The 17680-nt window shown below is 68.9% G+C and carries 10 protein-coding genes and 3 pseudogenes; 6 read left to right on the top strand and 7 right to left on the bottom strand.

Annotated features, from left to right (window positions below):
• Window positions 1-219: 219 nt before the first annotated feature.
• From CFW40_RS31885 to CFW40_RS31865, 5 genes are all read left to right on the top strand, one after another.
• Window positions 220-1146, top strand: a complete 927-nt coding sequence (locus CFW40_RS31885) for an ABC transporter permease (protein WP_256331174.1) — start codon at window positions 220-222, stop codon at window positions 1144-1146.
• A complete protein-coding gene (locus CFW40_RS31880) occupies window positions 1119-2015 on the top strand; it encodes an ABC transporter ATP-binding protein (RefSeq protein WP_256331175.1) in 897 nt (298 codons plus the stop codon). The genes CFW40_RS31885 and CFW40_RS31880 overlap by 28 nt, the downstream gene beginning before the upstream one ends.
• Window positions 2012-3061: an ABC transporter substrate-binding protein gene (locus tag CFW40_RS31875; protein WP_088801217.1), complete on the top strand. Its 1050-nt coding sequence runs from the start codon at window positions 2012-2014 to the stop codon at window positions 3059-3061. Before CFW40_RS31880 ends, CFW40_RS31875 begins: the two co-directional genes overlap by 4 nt.
• 1 nt (window position 3062) lies before the next feature.
• Window positions 3063-4268 (top strand): LLM class flavin-dependent oxidoreductase, encoded by a 1206-nt coding sequence (locus CFW40_RS31870; RefSeq protein WP_088801216.1) that lies wholly within the window; start codon window positions 3063-3065, stop codon window positions 4266-4268.
• Window positions 4269-4449: 181 nt separating this feature from the next.
• Complete coding sequence (locus tag CFW40_RS31865; protein ID WP_088801215.1) at window positions 4450-5706, top strand: NAD(P)-binding domain-containing protein; 1257 nt, start codon at window positions 4450-4452, stop codon at window positions 5704-5706.
• A gap of 559 nt (window positions 5707-6265) precedes the next feature.
• On the opposite strand, the pseudogene CFW40_RS31860 reads toward CFW40_RS31865, so the two are convergent.
• From CFW40_RS31860 to CFW40_RS31845, 4 genes and pseudogenes are all read right to left on the bottom strand, one after another.
• Window positions 6266-6721: pseudogene (locus CFW40_RS31860) on the bottom strand (hypothetical protein); the annotation flags it as partial.
• 153 nt (window positions 6722-6874) lie between these two features.
• A pseudogene (locus CFW40_RS38480) lies at window positions 6875-7133 on the bottom strand (transposase); the annotation flags it as partial.
• Window positions 7134-7205: 72 nt separating this feature from the next.
• The gene (locus CFW40_RS31850; RefSeq protein ID WP_088801214.1) at window positions 7206-7538 is read right to left on the bottom strand and encodes a trypco2 family protein; all 333 of its coding nucleotides are present in this window, start codon (window positions 7536-7538) and stop codon (window positions 7206-7208) included.
• An 81-nt stretch (window positions 7539-7619) separates the two neighbouring features.
• A complete protein-coding gene (locus tag CFW40_RS31845; RefSeq protein WP_176956317.1) occupies window positions 7620-11039 on the bottom strand; it encodes a serine protease in 3420 nt (1139 codons plus the stop codon).
• A 214-nt stretch (window positions 11040-11253) separates the two neighbouring features.
• Between CFW40_RS31845 and CFW40_RS31840 the strand changes: the two genes are divergently transcribed.
• Window positions 11254-11703, top strand: coding sequence for a hypothetical protein (locus tag CFW40_RS31840; RefSeq protein ID WP_088801212.1), 450 nt, complete (start codon window positions 11254-11256; stop codon window positions 11701-11703).
• Window positions 11704-12089: 386 nt separating this feature from the next.
• Here CFW40_RS31840 and CFW40_RS31835 read toward each other — a convergent pair whose 3' ends face one another.
• From CFW40_RS31835 to CFW40_RS31825, 3 genes and pseudogenes are all read right to left on the bottom strand, one after another.
• Window positions 12090-12428, bottom strand: a complete 339-nt coding sequence (locus CFW40_RS31835; RefSeq protein WP_088801211.1) for a hypothetical protein — start codon at window positions 12426-12428, stop codon at window positions 12090-12092.
• A 414-nt stretch (window positions 12429-12842) separates the two neighbouring features.
• Window positions 12843-14470, bottom strand: a pseudogene (locus CFW40_RS31830) (ISAzo13 family transposase).
• 279 nt (window positions 14471-14749) lie between these two features.
• Window positions 14750-17149, bottom strand: a complete 2400-nt coding sequence (locus tag CFW40_RS31825) for an Orn/Lys/Arg decarboxylase N-terminal domain-containing protein (protein WP_107446823.1) — start codon at window positions 17147-17149, stop codon at window positions 14750-14752.
• Between the last annotated feature and the right edge of the window lie 531 nt (window positions 17150-17680).

The following is a 17680-nucleotide window of genomic DNA, read 5'->3' as shown; positions in this document are numbered from 1 at the left end:
TCGTTTCGGTGGTGATGACGGCGATGCTCTTGTTGTTGCCGCCGGATGGGCGTCGTGTTTCCTCTCGCAGCCGGGCGGATGGCTTTCTCCTTCCCGTCCGGTTCCCGCCTCTCGCCCTCTCCCTCTCCCTCTCCCTCTCCCTCTCCCTCTCCCTCTCCCTCTCCCTCTCTTTCTCTTTCTCTCCCTGCTTTTCCTCTTCCCCCTCCTCGTGGAGTATTGATGACTGTCGATCAGGCCGAGGCGTGCCATGCCCCGCCGCCCGATATATCCGCTGAAGCAGCAGCGCCCTCGCCGGCGAAGGGGGTGAAGGCGGGGCTGCATTCCGAGGCCGGGTCCGGTGGGCCCGAGTTGGTGCGTGTCGATCCGGTCTCCGGTCGTCGGTGGTCGGTGCCACGGTGGCTGCGCCGTACGGTGGGGCCGGTCGCGTTGCTGGTGTTGTGGCAGGTGCTCAGCGCGAGCGGTGTCCTGGAGGCCCAGATCCTGGCGTCGCCCGGGACCATCGCCGCGACCGCCGGAGACCTGGTCTCGGACGGAACGCTGCCGTCGGCGATGCTGGTTTCCCTTCAACGGGTCGCGATCGGACTGTTGTTGGGTGGTCTGACCGGAGTGGCGCTGGCGCTGGTGTCGGGGCTTTCGCGGCTCGGTGAGGATCTGATCGACGCGACCGTGCAGATGCTGCGTTCCATTCCCTGGGTGGGCGTGATTCCACTGTTCATCATCTGGCTGGGCATCGGAGAGGCACCCAAGATCGCGTTGATCTCGCTGGGTGTGGCGTTCCACCTGTATCTGAATGTTTATGCCGGAATCCGTGGCGTCGATGCCCAGTTGGTGGAGGCGGGTCAGTCGCTCGGACTGAGTCGGTGGGGCCTCGTCCGGCATGTCGTACTGCCCGGCGCGCTTCCTGGCACCATGACTGGGCTGCGCTATTCGCTGGCCACCGCGTGGCTCGCGCTGGTCTTCGGTGAGCAGGTCAACGCCGACGACGGCCTCGGGTTCCTGATGAACCAAGCCAGGGAATTCTTCCGCACCGATGTGATCGTGGTGTGCCTGGTGGTCTACGCGATTCTCGGGCTCATTGCCGATTTCCTCGTCCGTACCTTCGAAAGGCTGCTGTTGCAATGGCGACCGACGTTCACGGGTCAGTGACCGATACCGAGCACGGACGGCACATCACGCGTACCGGGCTGTCCGGTTCCGCCGTACAGGTCGGCGGGTTGGTGCGGTCCTTCGGCGGACGGGCCGTTATCGACGGTCTTGACCTGTCCATCCAGCCGGGCGAGTTCGTGGCCCTGCTCGGGCGCAGTGGTTGCGGTAAGTCGACCTTGCTGCGGGTACTGGCCGGGCTCGACCAGGAAATCGACGGCGAGGTGCTGGTGCCGCGCCGCAAGGCCGTGGCCTTCCAGGCGCCGCGGCTGATGCCCTGGAAGCGGATCTGGCGGAATGTGCTGCTGGGGCTGCCGGGCCGCCCGGAACGCGACGTCGCCGTAAGGGCGTTGGAGGAGGTCGGGCTCGGCCGGCGGGCGGACGCCTGGCCCAAGACGCTCTCCGGCGGCGAGGCCCAGCGTGCGTCACTCGCCCGTGCGCTGGTGCGGGAGCCGGACCTGCTGCTGCTCGACGAGCCGTTCGGCGCCCTCGACGCACTGACCCGGATCACGGCCCAGCGCCTGGTGGCCGAGCTGTGGCAGGAACGCGGATGCGCGGTGCTGCTGGTGACCCATGACGTGGAGGAGGCCCTGTTGCTCGCGGACCGGGCGCTGGTGATGGAGGACGGCCGGATCGCGTACGAGACCACGGTGGATCTGCCGCGGCCGCGCACTCTTTCTGATCCACGCTTCGGTGCGCTGCGCGCCCGGTTGCTCGAGCGCCTTGGTGTGGAGGACCAGGACGGCGAGGAGGGAGAGGAGGGAAGGGAAGGCGCGGAGCGCGGTGGCGGTTCTGGCGATGCCGGGCGCGAGTCGGGCCGACCCTACCCCTCCCCGCCCCACCTCACCCCGAAGGAAACGGATGCCCCATGAGAGCACGATCTATCGCCCCGGCCGCTGCCCTGCTGCTCCCGCTCACCCTGCTGCTGGCTGCCTGCGGAGGTGCGTCGGGGGCCGAGGGGGCCGGTGGGGGGAGCGGCAGCGGGACCGACGGCAAGGGGTCGCTTACCCTCAACGTCGGTGATCAGAAGGGGGGTTCGGAGGCGTTGCTGCGGGCCGCCGGCGAGTTGGACGACCTTCCGTACAAGATCAAGTGGTCGACCTTCACCTCGGGGCCGCCGCTGCTGGAGGCGATCAATGCGGGAGCGGTGGATGTCGGCGCGGTCGGTAACACCCCGCCGGTGTTCGCCGCGGCGGCGAAGTCGAAGATCAAGGTGATCGCCGGGACACACAGCAGGTCGGACGGCGAGGCGATCCTGGTGAAGAAGGGGTCCCCGCTCAAGCGGCCGTCGCAGCTGAAGGGCAAGTCGATCGCCGTGGCCCAGGGGAGCTCGGCGCACTACCAGCTCATCGCCTCGCTGAAGAAGGCGGGGCTGACGCCGAAGGACGTGACGCTCAACTACCTGCAGCCGGCCGATGCGCTCGCCGCGTTCACCCGGGGGAAGGTGGATGCCTGGGCGGTGTGGGACCCGTACACCTCGCAGGCACTGGATCAGGCCGATGCCCGGATGCTGACGACCGGGCAAGGGGTCGTCAACGGGCTGAGCTTCCAGGTCGCCGCGCCTGCCGCCCTGGACGACAAGAAGAAGGCGGCGGCGCTGAAGGACTACACGGACCGGTTGCGGCGGGCGCAGAACTGGGTGTTCAAACACCCCGGCGTCTGGGCGAAGGCCTGGGCGAAGGAGACCGGGCTGCCGGAGAAGGTGGCGCTGGACGCGGTCAAGCGCACCCGGGGTACGGCGGTCGCGGTCGCCGTGGACAAGGCCGCCGTCGCCTCCGAGCAGCAGATCGTCGACTCGTTCGCGGCGGTGCAGCTGGTCCCCCGCTCGTTCCGCTTCGGGGACTTCGTCGACCCCCGTTTCAACGGTGACCTGCCGCCTTCGGGCACGGCGCCGCGTACCTATGGAAAGGCTCAGTGAGATGTCCGTACACCTGCATTGGTTCTTGCCGACCGGCGGCGACGGGCGGACCCTCGTCGACCGTCATGCCTACACCGACGGCGGCATCCGGCGTGACCGCATCACCCCGGTCAGCGGGGTACGGGCCCCGGACATCGAGTATCTGGCGCAGATCGCCAAGGCTGCCGAGCAGTTGGGGTTCGAGGCGGTGCTCACGCCGACGGGCACGTGGTGCGAGGACGCCTGGCTGACGACGGTGGCGCTCACCCAGGTCACCGAGCGGCTGAAGTTCCTGGTCGCCTTCCGGCCGGGGGTGATCTCGCCGGTCCTGGCGGCGCAGATGGCCGCGACCTATCAGCGGATCTCGCGCGGGCGGCTGCTGCTGAATGTGGTGACCGGGGGCGATTCGACCGAGCAGAAGCGGTTCGGCGATCATCTCGACCATGACCGGCGGTATGCCCGTACGGATGAGTTTCTGCAGATCGTACGCGGGGCGTGGGGAGGCGCGCCGTTCGACTTCAAGGGCGAGCACTATCAGGTCGAGGGCGGTCTGACAGCGCTGCCGCCGGATCCACTGCCGCAGATCTTCTTCGGCGGCTCGTCCGCTGCCGCCGGGCCGGTCGCCGCCCGGAATGTGGATGTGTACCTCACCTGGGGAGAGCCGCCCGAGGAGGTCAAGCAGAAGATCGACTGGATTCGCGGACTGGCGGAGAAGGAAGGACGTACGGTCCGGTTCGGCATCCGACTGCACACCATCTCCCGGGACTCCTCCAAGGAGGCCTGGGCGACCGCCGACCGGCTGCTCGACGACCTCGATCCCGCGACGGTCGCGGCCGCACAACAGGCGCTGGGCAAGAGCGAGTCGGTGGGTCAGCAGCGGATGCTGGCGCTGCACGGCGGCTCGCGCGACAAGCTGGAGATCTCGCCCAATCTGTGGGCGGGTGTGGGTTTGGTGCGGGGCGGGGCAGGCACTGCGCTGGTCGGCAGCCATGCCGAGGTGGCCGACCGGATCGAGGAGTACCACTCCCTGGGCATCGAGCACTTCGTGCTCTCCGGCTATCCGCATCTGGAGGAGGCGTACTGGTGCGGCGAGGGCGTACGGCCGGAGCTCGCCGCCCGGGGACTGTCGGATGCGGGTCCCGCTCCGCTGGACGGTGTTCCGGCGGCCAACGGCCGGCCGGCCTCCGCGCCGGGTGGGGCGCCGCTGCTGATCGCGGGTGGTCGCTGAGGCTTTGTTTCCGTGGGGCGTGGGGCGTGGGGCGTGGGGCATAGGGCGTGAGCCGTTGTGGGCCGTGGGCTGTGGGGCTGTGGGCTGTGGGCCGTGGACCGTGGTGGGAAACGGCCCGCGCCCGTGGGAGTCACCCGCCCCTCGCGGGAAGACCACCGCCCCTCGCCCTGTTAGGTGAAATATGAATTACACCGGGGCGCGTGAGATCGAGACCGGGGTCGATGCTGAGGTCGAGGTCGAGGTCGATGCCGTGGTCGATGCCGATGCCGTGGTCGAGGCCAAGGTCGACGTCGTGGTGATCGGTGCCGGGCAGGCCGGCCTGGCCGCCGCCTTCCATCTGCGACGGGCCGGCTATGCGCCGGACCGGGACTTCGTGGCGCTCGATCACTCGCCGCGCCCCGGGGGCGCCTGGCAGTTCCGGTGGCCCACGCTGACGTACGCCAAGGTGCACGGGATGCATGCGCTGCCGGGCATGGAACTGACCGGCGCCGATCCGCGCCGCCCGTCGTCCGAGGTGATCGGCGCGTACTTCGACCGGTACGAGCAGGCCTTCGGGCTGCGGGTGCACCGCCCGGTGAGCGTGACGGCGGTGCGCGAGAGCGGTGGGGCTCCCTGGACCGATCCCGTCGGGGACGTTGAGGGAAGGCGGCTGCTGGTCGAAACGTCGGAGGGGAACTACGCGGCGCGGGCGCTGATCAATGCGACCGGGACCTGGGACCGGCCGTTCTGGCCGCGGTTTCCCGGGCAGGAGACATTCGGCGGCCGCCAGCTGCACAGCTCTTCGTACGACGGGCCGGAGGGCTTCCGTGACGCGCGGGTTGTGGTCGTGGGCGGCGGGACCTCTGCCGTACAGCAGCTGATGGAGATCGCGCCGGTCGCGGCCGCCACGACCTGGGTGACCCGTCGGCCGCCGGTGTTCCGCGAGGGGCCGTTCGGTGCGGAGCAGGGCCGGGCCGCGGTCGCCCTGGTGGCGGAGCGGGTCCGGCAGGGGCTGCCGCCGCGGAGCGTGGTGAGCGTGACCGGGCTACCGATGACCGAGGCCATCCGGCAGGCCCGGGAGAGCGGCGTACTGGAGCGGCTGCCGCTCTTCGAGCGCGTCACGCCCACGGGCGTGCGCTGGCACGACGGCCGTACGGTCGAGGCCGATGTGATCCTTTACGCCACGGGCTTTCGTGCCGCCCTCGACCATCTCGCCCCGCTGCACCTGCGCGAACCGGGCGGCGGCATCCGGATGGACGGCACCCGCACGCTGCGCGATCCGCGGATCCATCTCGTCGGTTACGGGCCGTCGGCGAGCACCATCGGCGCCAACCGCGCGGGGCGTGCCGCGGTCGGCGACCTCCGCCGGCTGCTCGGCACGCCTCCTCGACCCCGAGCTCTACCACGACCGCGACCGGCCCGTGCGGAGACGGGGGTCGTCGGCAGCCTCGCCTCATAGGGCGAGTCCGGAGGGACGGTTCGGCCGGGCGGCACCACACCACAACCGCCCTCCTCATGGACCACTCCCCGCACACTTTCAGGCGAACGGATGACCCTATGAGCAGCTGTTCGGCGGTGCGCATGATCGAAAAGGGAAGGGCTTCAATTGACTCATAGCAACGGGCGAAGATAACGAGGCGCGAGCGGCGGGCTGCAGACCGTTACCGTGCCCCGGTCCAAATCCCCTGCTGGGCCGGAGAGTTGAGTCCCACAACTTCAAGGAGAAGATCCCGATGAACATCCTCACCGCTCTGTTGGCCCACGTCCTCCACCTCGTGGGCTGGCTCGTCTGACCGGCCTCGTCCCCAAGGCGCCGCCCCTCCCCGTCCCGGGAGGGGCGGCGCTTTTTCTGCGTTCCCGTTCCCGTGTTCCCGGCCCTGCGTTCCCGTCTCTGCGTTCCCGCCCCCGTGTTCCCGTCCCCGTGTTCCCGTCCCTGTGTCCCCCTTCCCGGCACCCAGCTCCCGCCATCCCCGCTCCCGCCACCCCCGCTCCCGCCACCCCGTTCCCACTCCCCCGGGCTACCTGTCCAGCTTCTGCCGGGAGGTCTCCGGAAGCGTCAAGTTAGACGAGGAACGAGACGAGGCAGAGCGCGACCACGGACCAGGGGAAGAGGTCGGCGTGGCCGGCCTGCTTGAACCAGGTGCCGACGGTGCGGGCATCGCCCTTGTCGAAGCCCGCGTTGACCTGTGCATAAGTGGGCAGGTAGGTCGTCCAGGTGTAGTAGGCGATGGTGCCGCCCGCGGTGATGCCGCAGATGCGCAGGGACTGGCGGGGTGGCGGCGCAGCGCCTCGAAGAGGCCGGGCCGGTCGGCCGCCTGCTGTGCGGGGCTCCGGGTCTCCTGGGCGCCACGCCGGTTCCACAGCCCCCGCAGGCTCAGCAGCGCGCCGATGAGGAACGGCACCCGCCGGCCCCACTGCCCCATCTGGCGTTCCGTGAGCAGCGCCACGAGCAGCGCCGCGGTCCCGGAGGACAGGTCCGGAATGGGTGGGGAGATCCGTCGAGCAGGTCTGATGGCACCCCGAGCACGGGTTGGGGATTTTCGAGGAGCCCCATCAGCGTGGCGTTCCGCAAGCAGGGCCAGGCGGCGTTCCAGCTCCTGGATCTGCTCGGTGAGCTGCCCGTCCCTACGGGCGGCCTCGGCGATCGCCTCGTCCAGCAGGACCTGGAAGACACTTCCGTCCCGCCAGCGCATGAAGCGGTTGTAGACCGTCTGCCAGGCGCCGAATCGCGAGGGCATCTCCCGCCACTGGCTGCCGGTACGGAACCTCCAAGATCACCCCCTCAAACTGCTCCCGCAGCCGCTCTGGGTAGGGGCCGAACCTGCCTATCGGCAGGAACGGTCCAATGAACTCCCACTCCGCATCCGTGAGTTGCGCACGAGTCACACAGGAGTCCTACCCGATCAGCACTCCGTCCGGGACTCAAAACTCGATTCTGATCACAACCACAGACAGTCCCTAGTCGACAGCCCCGAGGCGGCCGGTGTCACCAGGGGCGTCATTGCCGATCTCGACGCCGGTTCCCGTGGCGGTGTTTTTCGGGGTGAGGGTAAAGGTGATCCGGTGGGTTCGGGTCCGGGACGCCCTTGCCTCGGTGTCAGCGTTGACCACCCATGCCTTGACGCCGCCTTTGGCCCCGGCTTCGCGACGTAGCTCGACGGTGAACTCCATCTGGATCGGGCCGACTTCAAAACGCATCGGTTCTCCGGCCCCGGACGCTGCCGCGTCCATGAGCTGATCCCTGACGGCTCGCACCGCGGCGGCGAGTTCGATGTCGTCGAAGTCTGGCATGGCAGTACCCCCTGGTGTCGGCCGAGAGCCCGACGTTAGGGCATACGGCGCGTCCCCGGGTCCCGCGGGTCCCGCGCACCGTCAACGGCCGCCGAATCGCCGCCACCAGGGAGAGGGGGGCTTCGATGTGCTGGGCGTGGGAGTTTCCCACATATGGCGAACGACTGAGCCTTTCGGCAGGTGCTCGTCCCCGGTGAGCCTCAGCTCGCCAGCGGACGGGAGGATGAGGGCTACCGAGACATCAGGGATTCCGGCCAGTGCGGAGAGGTCAAGGGTTGTTGGCTTGCGTGGGGAGGGGGTGATGCCGATATGCAGACGGAGGGCGCATAGTGAGGGGAACAGCCGGCGCAGGAGTTCCGTGTTGCCCAGGTCTCCCGTCATGAAGGTGCTCAGCTGCGCGCTGGTGACCGCGTCCAGGCGGGTCACCTGGGTGAGGTCGGGCGGACAGAGGCTCTCCAGGGTGAGTTCGACACGTTCCAGGGAGGGGAGCCGGCCGAGGGCGGTCAGCTCTTCGGCCGGCACCGGGGTGATCGGCAGGGTGAGTGAGGTGAGGTGCGGCCATCGGTCGATGCGGTGAAGGTCGTGGATGAGCAGGTTGCCGTGCAGTTTCAGGGTCTGGATGCCGGCGGGGAACGGGATGTCCGGCAGGGAGATGCGCCGGGCCTCCCCGTCGCGGTCCCAGCGGAAGGTCGCACTGCGGAGCGTATGCATGTCCTTCAGGGGTGACAGGTCAGGGCCACTGGGGGCGTCCCGGAGGGTGAGGGCATCCAGGCACAGGCCGGGGAGCGCCGAATAGTCCACCAGGCCGCCGCAGTCGGACAGTCGCAGTACGGACAGCTTCGGGATGTCTGTCAGGAACGCCAGGTCCCTCAACAGGTCGTTGGTTTCCAGGGTGACGTCATCGGGCCGGGCCTCGCGGAGCACGGGCGACAGCTTCCCGGCCGGGAAGTCGCCCACGCAGCGGAGTGCCGGGACCGCACCGATCAGGGGGACGGCGGAGAGCTGCTCCGTGCTGCTCACTGCCAGGCGTACTCCGGTCAGCGGCGTGTGGGCGAGGATGCCTTCCGCGTAGGTGCGGGCGTCGAAGCCGTCCCAGGCATCGGCGAGTTCCTGCCTGACCTGCTGGTCCGGATGTTCTCGGAAGGCGGACAGCACCTGGAAGGCGTGTTCCCCGCCCAGCAGCCGTGCGGTGTGGACGACCGCCCGCGCCTGCTCCGGGGTGAGTCCGCCGGGCGGTGGGAGCAGCCCCAGTGCCACCGCACCGGCCTGGGCCAGCAGCTCGGCGTCCGCAAGGTCACCCGGCGGAACCAGGGCTGCCGCGCGTCGCTCGACCTCGGCACGTACTTCCGGTGCGAGGGCCGTCGCATGCTCCAGGCATGCCGCGGCCAGCAGGTGCAGACGCTCACGCTGCGGGGACGTGGCGGCGTCGCCCAGGTCGAGCAGGCGCCGCAGCAGCACCGCGCGTTCGTCCGCACGGGCGTGGCCGACCGCCATCCGCACCACGTCCTCCCACTGCGGTTCATGGGCATGCGCGGCCACCAGGTTGAGGTCCTGGCCCTCCACAGCGGCCTTTGCTCCGAGATAGTCCTGGAAGGTGCGGTGCACGAACTCCACGGTGTCGGGCGCCGGTGCCCGCAGGACGCCGCTGCGCAGCAGCAGCTGCTCAAGGACCGCGTCGGCCTGCTCGGGTCCGGCGACCTGGGGCATCGAGCGCAGGGCGTCCGCCACCACCCGCAGTACGTGGACGCGGTCGGCTTCGGCATGGCCGTTGCGGATCATCCAATAGGCGAGCTGTTGCAGCAGCCACAACTGGGCGCTCTCGTTGATCTCCAGTTGCGCGGTGACCTGCCGCTGGGCGTCACGGCGGACAAGGAGCATGCTGAGTGCGGCGTCGTACAGCTCCAGCCGGTTCTGCGGCAGGTAGGAGTTGCGGTCCCGGTTCAGTGCGCAGATCATCGCGCACATCAGCGGGTTGGTGGCCAGCTGGGCCAGGTCGTTCTTGCGCGGGAGGGCGTCCGCGAGTTCCCGTTCGTACTGTTCCAGTTGGGCACGTTCCGCCGGGCGTTGGACGGTCTCGGCGGCTGCCTGGTGCCAGCGGCGCAGGAAGGCGTTGACGTCCTGTCGGTTCATCCGCAGCAGATTGAGCTCGGTGAACCGCTCGGGGCCCAGCCACCCGTCGGCCACGGCCGAGGGGCGCGTCGTGACCACGAAGATGCAGTCGCGGTAGAGGGTGATGAGCTTCTTGAGCCAGTCCAGCGTGCGCTGCCGGTCACTCTCCTGGACCTCGTCCATGCCGTCGATGAGCAGCAGACCGCGTCCGGACTTCAAAACTTCATCGGCCCACCCCTCGGGCTGCACTGCGTGCAGGGGATTGCCGACCGCCGCAAGGAAGTCTTGCGGGGCGGGGAGGGAGTCCCGCCGGGCGAGGGTGCGCAGGGGCAGGACGAACGGGAGGCAGCCCTGGAGGTGTCCGAGCCCGGGCGGGAAGTCCTGTCGCGCTGCGGTCACCGCGAGCCACTGCGCCAGGGTTGTCTTGCCGGAGCCGGCGGTGCCCCGTAACAGGATGCGTGTCTGACGGGCGAAGGCCGCCTCGACCCGCTGCCGTTCTCCGACGGCAGGCCCGCGGAGCGAACGGGCCGACGGACTGCCGAGGCCGTCCCGCTCCTGTTCGCGGCTGTGATGAGGCGCCAGCTCCAGGCTCAGATACGCGGCGTCCAGTGGCCATTCGGCGTGTTCCCGGCGGGTGAAGTCCAGCCCGAAAATCTTGAGTTCGCTGTAGGCCTCGGCGACGAACGCGGCGTACCGTCGCTCGAACTCGGCATGCGGGTTGTGCTGGGGACCGGAGAGCTCGTCCACGATCGGCTGGTATTGGGTGTGCTCCACCAGCTGTTGGACGAACTCCGGGTCGGCGAAGAGCACGCGGCTTCGGATGGCTTCGACGCGACCGTGCTGCCAGTTCAGCGGATCCGTCACCACCACCCCGATGATCATGCCGTCCGCGAAGAGCGCGGCTCCGGACATGCCCGCCCACGGTGAGGCGCCGTCCGCCTGCCGGAGGGGCGGGGTGTGCGGACTGTCGAGTACGTAGCGGGCACGGACCATGCGCGATCCCGGCTTGAACGTGCCGACGATCTGTTCCGTGTCAAGCCCGTCCTCGTCGTCCCGCTGCACCTGTGGAAAGCCGATGGCCTGGCAGGATTCCATGGGTTCGAGTCCGGAGGGCACGCCCCAGCGAACGGGGTCCAGTTGCTCGTCCAGCTCGGGAGGGAGCAGGCTCTGCTTTCTCGGGGCGAGCAGCAGCGCGGCATCGCACTCCCGATCGTGGCGCGCCCAGACCACTCGGCACTTCACCTCGCCGACGCCGCCGAGAGCGGCCACGTTGACCAAGGCGCGGTTCTTCACCACATGTGCGGCGGTCAGGACAAGATGGGATGTCAGGAGGTAGCCGCTGCCTTGTTGGGCGCCGAGTACGGCGGCGATGCGATGGCGTTCCGGTCCCACGGTCCGACCGTAGGGCATGCGGCCCTGCCTCGTCAGGGTTCCTCGACACAAGGTCGCAGTGGGTAACGGCCGGCGGTCGGCTCATTCACACCTTCCGTCAGGTCCGGCGCATCCTCAACCTGGATGTGTCAGGCGAGCCCAGTCACCCTTCTCTTTCGCGGTTTCACCTCACCCGCTCACCTACTCACTCACCCACCGAAGGAGACCGCACCACATGTCATCTCGCTCCGCGCTGCGGCGCTCCCTGGTCGCGCTCACGTTTGCCGCAGCAGTCGTGCCAGTCGCCGGCTCACCGGCTACGGCCGCAGCCGCGGCTGTGACGCCGCCGATCCACCTGTACGACCTGTCGAGGCACGATTCCGTCAAGCCGCGCACGTTCGCGGTGACCCAGCACGACGGATTGAGCGCGCTGCACTGGGCGCACTGGGGTGCCAAGACGCAGACGGGCACGGGCACCATGCGGATCAACGACTGCACGCCGAGCTGCGCAGAGGGCCATATCCGCGTCCTGCCGGGCGCGCACCTTCAGGTACGCGGTACACGGGTCGATCAAGGGCGGCGCTACTACCGGCAGTACCGGATCACACATCCGGCGTTCACGCCCCAGGAGTGCCGGATGTACTCCCAGTGGACCAACGCCTATGTGCCCAGCGACTTCGGCTAGGGCCTGTACGGAGTCGTGATCACGGGAAGGGGTGGACACAGCAGCGGCAGGAATGATCCGGCGGGTTGCCTCGTTCACCCTGAGCCCGTCCACGTCACCATCCCAGGGAGCACCGTGCCCGAAGCCATGCCCGTCACCTCCACCGTTCTCCCGGTACTCCGGCCTTGAGAGCGTGCAGGCCGAGCGTCTGATCGAGCTGGGGGTGCATGAGGTCGCCGGGTGGCCCGCCGCCGAGCTGCGTGGCTTGAGGCGGGCATGCCCGTGATGCACGGGGAGCTGCGGTGCCGTAGGCCGCACGGCTGACACGTGCCTATTGCGTGCTGCTGCCGGCTACGACAGGAGCCGGTGCGCTGTCCCGCCCAGCGGCGCCTTGCCGTTCCACGGGCTCAGACGGTCTGCACCCGCCGTACGGAGACGACTGGGAACCAGGTGTCGCTGGCCCGGTAACTCTGGCCGGGCGCCAGCACCTTCGCCTCCTTGCCCGCGGTGCAGTCGGCGACGATGAACACCTTCAGCTTGCGGTTGGTGTGGTTGACCACCTCGCGCTGCCCTACGTTGGAGGCGTTCTCGGTGTTGTAGCACTTGCCGTCGACCGGGTTGGTGATATTCGTCCCCAGGTCGAGCTCGATGGTCCCGGTGGCGGCCTGGGCGACGCCGGCGCCGGCGAGCAGGGCGGCCGCAAACAGGCCCGCGAGGACGGGGACACGGCGGCGGAGATGACGCATGGTTCTCCTTCGGCTGATCGTTCGGTTGAACGCTCGGGGGATCCGGGGTCGTGCGCCACCGTAACCGGGGTAGTTATCCCTCCGTTATCCCGTGATTTGCTGCCAAGTCACCCCACTAACCTCTACATCGCTGCGTTGACGCAGCGGCGCAGTCAGGGATCGGCCCGAACGTCCCCAGCGGCAGGTGCGACTCGATCAACTCCCCGTCCCCATCAGCCAGATCGCCACACGTCACACGACCTGTCCACCGCAGCCGACGCCTTCCAGAAGCAGGAGAGGCCGATCCCGTGATCTCAACTCAGAACGGGCCCAGCACGGGCGACCCTCACCGGATAGAGGGGCCCGGAGTCGGTGACCCGTGCCCGAACGCGTTAGAAGATCACTTACGGGACACGGCTTAGGGCTTGCCGATCATTAACACGTCGTCTTGATCTTGTTGCTGGTCTGGCGGGTCAGGGCGAGGACCCGTGCTTGGAGAACCGCGAGGGACGCGGCGGGGTCGTTGCGGGTGTGATGGCGATGCCGTGGGCTTTGAGTAGTCGCCGGTTCTTGAGGAGGGTGCGGTGCATGGCGGCCCTGCTGCTGCCGAACAGCACGGCCAGAGGTTCCGCGGCCAGGGCGACCCGCAGGTGGAGCACAGTGGCCAGGACCTGTTCGGGGAAGGAGAGCCGGGGCGGGCGGCCGCGCTGGGTGTTACCGTCCGGGGTCAAAGTTCGTGTGAGTTGGTCCAGTCGCCAGTGGGTCATCCCGGTCAGCTCGGGATGGGACAGCTGGGCCGGGTCCCACTGGCGGTCGGGGGTCTGCGGGGCCCGGGGCTCCCGGACGGACGGGACGGGCTGGGGATGCAGGGCATAGTTCCAGTCGCCGTGGAATGTGTGCCGGGTCAGCGGCAGGGCGGCAATCTCCGCGTCCTTGATCTGAACGCCGGTGGGATAGGTGCTGGTGTCCAGTTGAGCGGTCACGCGCAGTCCGGTGCGGGTCGTGGTCGCGGCGATCGACTGGACGATGACTTCGTGGCTGGTCAGCGGGCAGCCGCGCCAGTTCATGGTGATGTGGGAGAAGAGCCTGTGCTCGATCTTGTTCCACTTCGACGTCCCCGGAGGCAGGTGGCACACGGTGATCGTCAGCCCAGTCTCAGCAGCGAGGCGGGCGAGCTCGAGTTTCCAGGCTCGGCTGCGGTAACCGTTCGAGCCGCCCGCGTCCGCGGTGATCAGCAGCCGTGTTGCCCGCGGGTAGGCGGCCTGGCCCTGACCGTGCCACCAGCGGCGGATGGATTCCACCGCGAACGCGGCGGGGTCGTGGTCGGTGCCTACATTGACCCAGCCGGTGTTCGACTCCAGGTCGTAGATCCCATACGGGACGGCCTTGCCCAGCTATGGGTCGGCGAAGTCGTGGATGTTCACCGGCACCGGGTCACCCGCCGGCCGCCACTTCTGACCGCTGTTTTTGAACTCTCCGACGAGCTCCTTCTTCTTGGTGTCCACGCTGATCACCGGCTGGCCGGCGTCCCGGTACTCGCGCGCCTGCTCGTTGAGATAGCGGAACTGGGCATCCCGGTCCGGGTGCTGGCTGCCCTCGATGGTCTTGGCGTTGGCCTGCAGACTGAAGCCCTCCACCCGCAGCAGACCCGCAACGGTGTCCGCGCTGACCTTGTGCCCGGCCCGGGTCAGCTCCCGCGCGAGGGTACGGGTGGACTTCACCGTCCACCGCAGTGGCGACATCGGATCCCCGCGTTCGTCCGGCACCACCAGTGCCAGCAGTGCGGGCCGCAGTCCAGGGTCGAGGTCCGCGACCCGTTTGCGTCCACCGCCCGGCCGACGCACCCGCCCCAGCGGCTCCTCGCCGGCCTCCAGCTCGAGCACGCCCTTGCGGACCGTCGTCTCACTCACTGCGGCTGCCTGAGCGACGGCCCGGATGCCGCCGTGCCCCAGCACCCTGGCCTCCGCGGCCATCAGCAACCGCCGCTGTCGCTCGTCCAGGTGTGGGAACAACACCGCGAATTTCACAGCCAGTTGGGTACGGATCTGGTCCGGGATGCGCATACCACACCAACGAGCACCAGAACGGGAAGCAACACCTTGATTCCCTGCAAGCCCTTAGGCAGCCAACCGCGCCGGACGCGTCCCTGGCGACCCCAGACCTACGGGCGTGGCCTACCGGGCGCTCGCCAACCCCTCAGCTATCGGGGCCAGACCGTTCCCTGGTAGCCCTCGTCGAAGTGCCGTCCCCGCCGGAGACGACCGCAGTCCGGTGCTCTTTCCGGTTCGACGACCGCTCCCCGCCCGCCCCGGGGAAAGGCGGGGGTACCCGGTACCTTGCCGTCAGTCTGTGGGCCGTTGGGGGCCGACCGGGTGCGGCGTCGGTGTCGAGTGGTGCTCTCCGGTGGCGCGGCCGGTTTGCTGGGCGGGGATCTGGCGTACGCATTCGATGAGGTAGTCGCCGGTGTCCGCAGCGACGGTGACGCCGTGGGTCTCGCTGTGAAAGCCGGGGAAGCGCCTGTCGAAGGACTCCAGGGCGGTCAGGTACCGCAGCAGCGGGCCGTCGTGGGCGCCGGTGTTTTCGCCGGGCATGAGGACGGGGATGCCCGGCGGGGTGACGGTGACCATGGCAGCGGCCACCCGGCCGGCCGCGTCGGTCAGCCTTACCCGCTCGGTGCCGCCGCGGATGAGGCGCTGATAGCAGTGCTGGGGCGGGGTGACGGGCTCGGGCAGCTCCTGGAATGCGGTGTCGAGCAGCTCGACCAGGCGGGCACCGCGCAGGTGGTCGTGCATCTCCTGGCACAACCCGCGCAGGGTCTGGCCGGTGTAGCGGTGGGGGTGGGCGGCGACCAGCTCGGGCAGTACCCGCTCCAGGGGTGCGTCGTGGTCGTAGAGCGTTTTGAAGTCCATGAGGGCGTCCATCAGGGTTCCCCACTTGCCCTTGGTGATCCCCATGGAGAAGAGGATGAGCGTGGTGTAGCTGTCGGTCTTCTCCACCACGATGTCCCTGGTGGCCAGGTAGGCGGTGAGGATGCGGGCGGGGATGCCCCAGGAGGACATCTGGCCGGTGGCGTCGATGCCGGGGCAGGTGAGGGTGACCTTGATGGGATCGAGCAGGCAGTAGCCCTTGGTCAGTCCGGTGAAGCCGTGCCAGTCGGCGTCGGGCTCCAGCTGCCAGCAGGACGGATCGGTGCGCAGCCGTTCCAGGGAGGCGTCGGCGAAGGGGAGACGCTCGCCGGTGGCCGGGTCGGTCACGGCCGCGGGTTGCCAGACGCCGAAGAACCAGTCGGGCCGGTCGTCGGCAGCGGCGGCGATGCGCCGGGCGACGCGTACGACCGTCTGGCGAAAGCGGATGGCTTCGGTCACCGCTTCGTCGATAAGGCAGCGGCCCTGGGGGCCGTCCATCATCGCCGTGGCCACGTCGAGGGAGGCGATCATCGGATACAGCGGTGAGGTGGTGCCGTGCATCATGAACGCCTCGTTGAACCGGTCGTGCTCCACCGGCGCCCGGGGTGCGGATTTGATGTGCACCATGGCGCTCTGTGACAGGGCGGCCAGCAGCTTGTGGGTGGACTGGGTGGAGAAGACTGTGGGGCGTTCGGGTCCGGGGAAGGTTTCGTGGCCCACCGCCATGCCGTAGCGGCCGGCGTAAAGGGGGTGGAAGCGGGCGTAGGCGAACCAGGCTTCGTCGAAGTGGAGCCGAGGGGTACTGGGTGCGAGGGCCTGGGCGACCTGGACGGTGTCGTAACACAGGCCGTCGTAGGTGGAGTTCGTCAGCACCGCGTACTGCGCCGTGGGCGAGACGGCGCCCTGGGCCAGTGGGTTGCGGCCGGCCCGGGAGGCGACCGAGGGTGCCTGAATCTCGGCGGGCGGCAGGGGGCCTGCCAGACCGTAGCCGTTGCGGGTGGGGACCAGGTAGACCGGCCGGGCTCCAGAGAGGACCAGACCATGCAGCACCGACTTGTGGCAGTTGCGGTCCACCAGTGCGATCTCGTCCTGGGTGACGCTGAAGTGACCGACCATCCGGTCGCAGGTGGAGTCGCCGTGGAGTACGAAGTAGGTGCGGTCGGCGCCGAAGACGCGGGCGGCGTTGCGCTCGGCGGCACCTACCGGGCCGGTGTGTTCGAAGAGGGAACCGAGTTCCCCGACGGAGATGGACAGGTCGCTGCGCAGCAGCCGTTCCCCGAAGTAGTCGTGGAAGGCCCGGCCGACGGGGGACTTGAGGAAGGCGACACCGCCGGAGTGGGCAGGGGTGTGCCAGGAGTACTCGTGCGCGTGGTCGAAGCGGCGCAGTGCCTTGAAGAACGGGGGTAGCAGGTCGTGCTGGTAGCCGCGGGCGGCGCTGGCGATGCGTCCGGCGATGAAGGGCGCGGTGTCCTCCAGCGGCCAGATGTAGCCGATCACCGTTTCGGCCACCCACAAGGGCAGGTGTTCCAGGTCTTCGCCGTTCGTGACCAGGAAGACGGGGAGATTCTGGAAGCGCCGGCCGACGTGGCGCAGTACCTCGGCACCGCCTGCTTCGCCGCCTTCTCCGGCGGCCTGGGGAAGGTCCCAGTCGAGCACGACGGCAGCCGTGCCCGCCTCGGTTCGCAGCACTGCCTGGGCGTCTTCGGCCGTGGTGGCCCAGCGCACGTCAATGCCTCGGGTCTCCAAATCGTGGCGGATTCTGCGCAGTTGCTCGGCGGCGACGCCTTGACTCTGTGGGAACTCGTGTACCGCGAATAGAACCGTCCCGTCGGTCATAGTGGCCCCTCTGCTGTGCGCGTGTCGGCGCATGGACTGCTCGTACGCACCATGCCTGCTGTCCGAGAGGCAACCGGAAGATCACCGGCCGCGGCCCAGTGGCTGGACCAAACCACTCCAAGGAGGGAAACGGGAACCGCCGCACCTGACCGCTACGTGAATGCTGGTGGCGGCGAACCTCGACGGGTCCGCTCCGCGGCCGAGCGCTACGTGGCTGCCCCGGCCCGCGGCGGCTGACCTGTCCCCCTATGACGCAAGTGCCCAGCTCCCGTCCCGGCCGCGAAAGCATCCGACGCTACTCGGCTGACCTCCGCCGTCGGGTCATGACGGCCCGTCCTCTTACGCCGCCGCCCTCCCGTAAGCCTCCGTGCCCAGCCTCCACACCCTCGCCGCCGGCATCGCCCGCGGCCTCGACGCAGTCATCGCCGGGCTGATCCTGAGCTGGAACTCGGGTGCCGTCGAGGGCACGTCAACCGGATCAAAATGCTCAAGCCGCACGCCTCGCACAGCCCGGCAACGCCAGGGCCAGGA

Source organism: Streptomyces sp. 2114.4, from assembly GCF_900187385.1.
In the GTDB taxonomy this organism is placed as follows: Bacteria; Actinomycetota; Actinomycetes; order Streptomycetales; family Streptomycetaceae; genus Streptomyces; species Streptomyces mooreae.
This window is presented reverse-complemented; position numbering and strand designations above follow the sequence as displayed.

What these genes read in the sequence shown, in the direction of transcription:
- CFW40_RS31885 (WP_256331174.1), top strand. Translation starts at nt 220, where the DNA reads ATGACTGTCGATCAGGCCGAGGCGTGCCATGCCCCGCCGCCCGATATA.
- CFW40_RS31880 (WP_256331175.1), top strand. Translation starts at nt 1,119, where the DNA reads ATGGCGACCGACGTTCACGGGTCAGTGACCGATACCGAGCACGGACGG.
- CFW40_RS31875 (WP_088801217.1), top strand. Translation starts at nt 2,012, where the DNA reads ATGAGAGCACGATCTATCGCCCCGGCCGCTGCCCTGCTGCTCCCGCTC.
- CFW40_RS31870 (WP_088801216.1), top strand. Translation starts at nt 3,063, where the DNA reads ATGTCCGTACACCTGCATTGGTTCTTGCCGACCGGCGGCGACGGGCGG.
- CFW40_RS31865 (WP_088801215.1), top strand. Translation starts at nt 4,450, where the DNA reads ATGAATTACACCGGGGCGCGTGAGATCGAGACCGGGGTCGATGCTGAG.
- CFW40_RS31850 (WP_088801214.1), bottom strand. Translation starts at nt 7,538, where the DNA reads ATGCCAGACTTCGACGACATCGAACTCGCCGCCGCGGTGCGAGCCGTC.
- CFW40_RS31840 (WP_088801212.1), top strand. Translation starts at nt 11,254, where the DNA reads ATGTCATCTCGCTCCGCGCTGCGGCGCTCCCTGGTCGCGCTCACGTTT.
- CFW40_RS31835 (WP_088801211.1), bottom strand. Translation starts at nt 12,428, where the DNA reads ATGCGTCATCTCCGCCGCCGTGTCCCCGTCCTCGCGGGCCTGTTTGCG.
- CFW40_RS31825 (WP_107446823.1), bottom strand. Translation starts at nt 17,149, where the DNA reads ATGACCGACGGGACGGTTCTATTCGCGGTACACGAGTTCCCACAGAGT.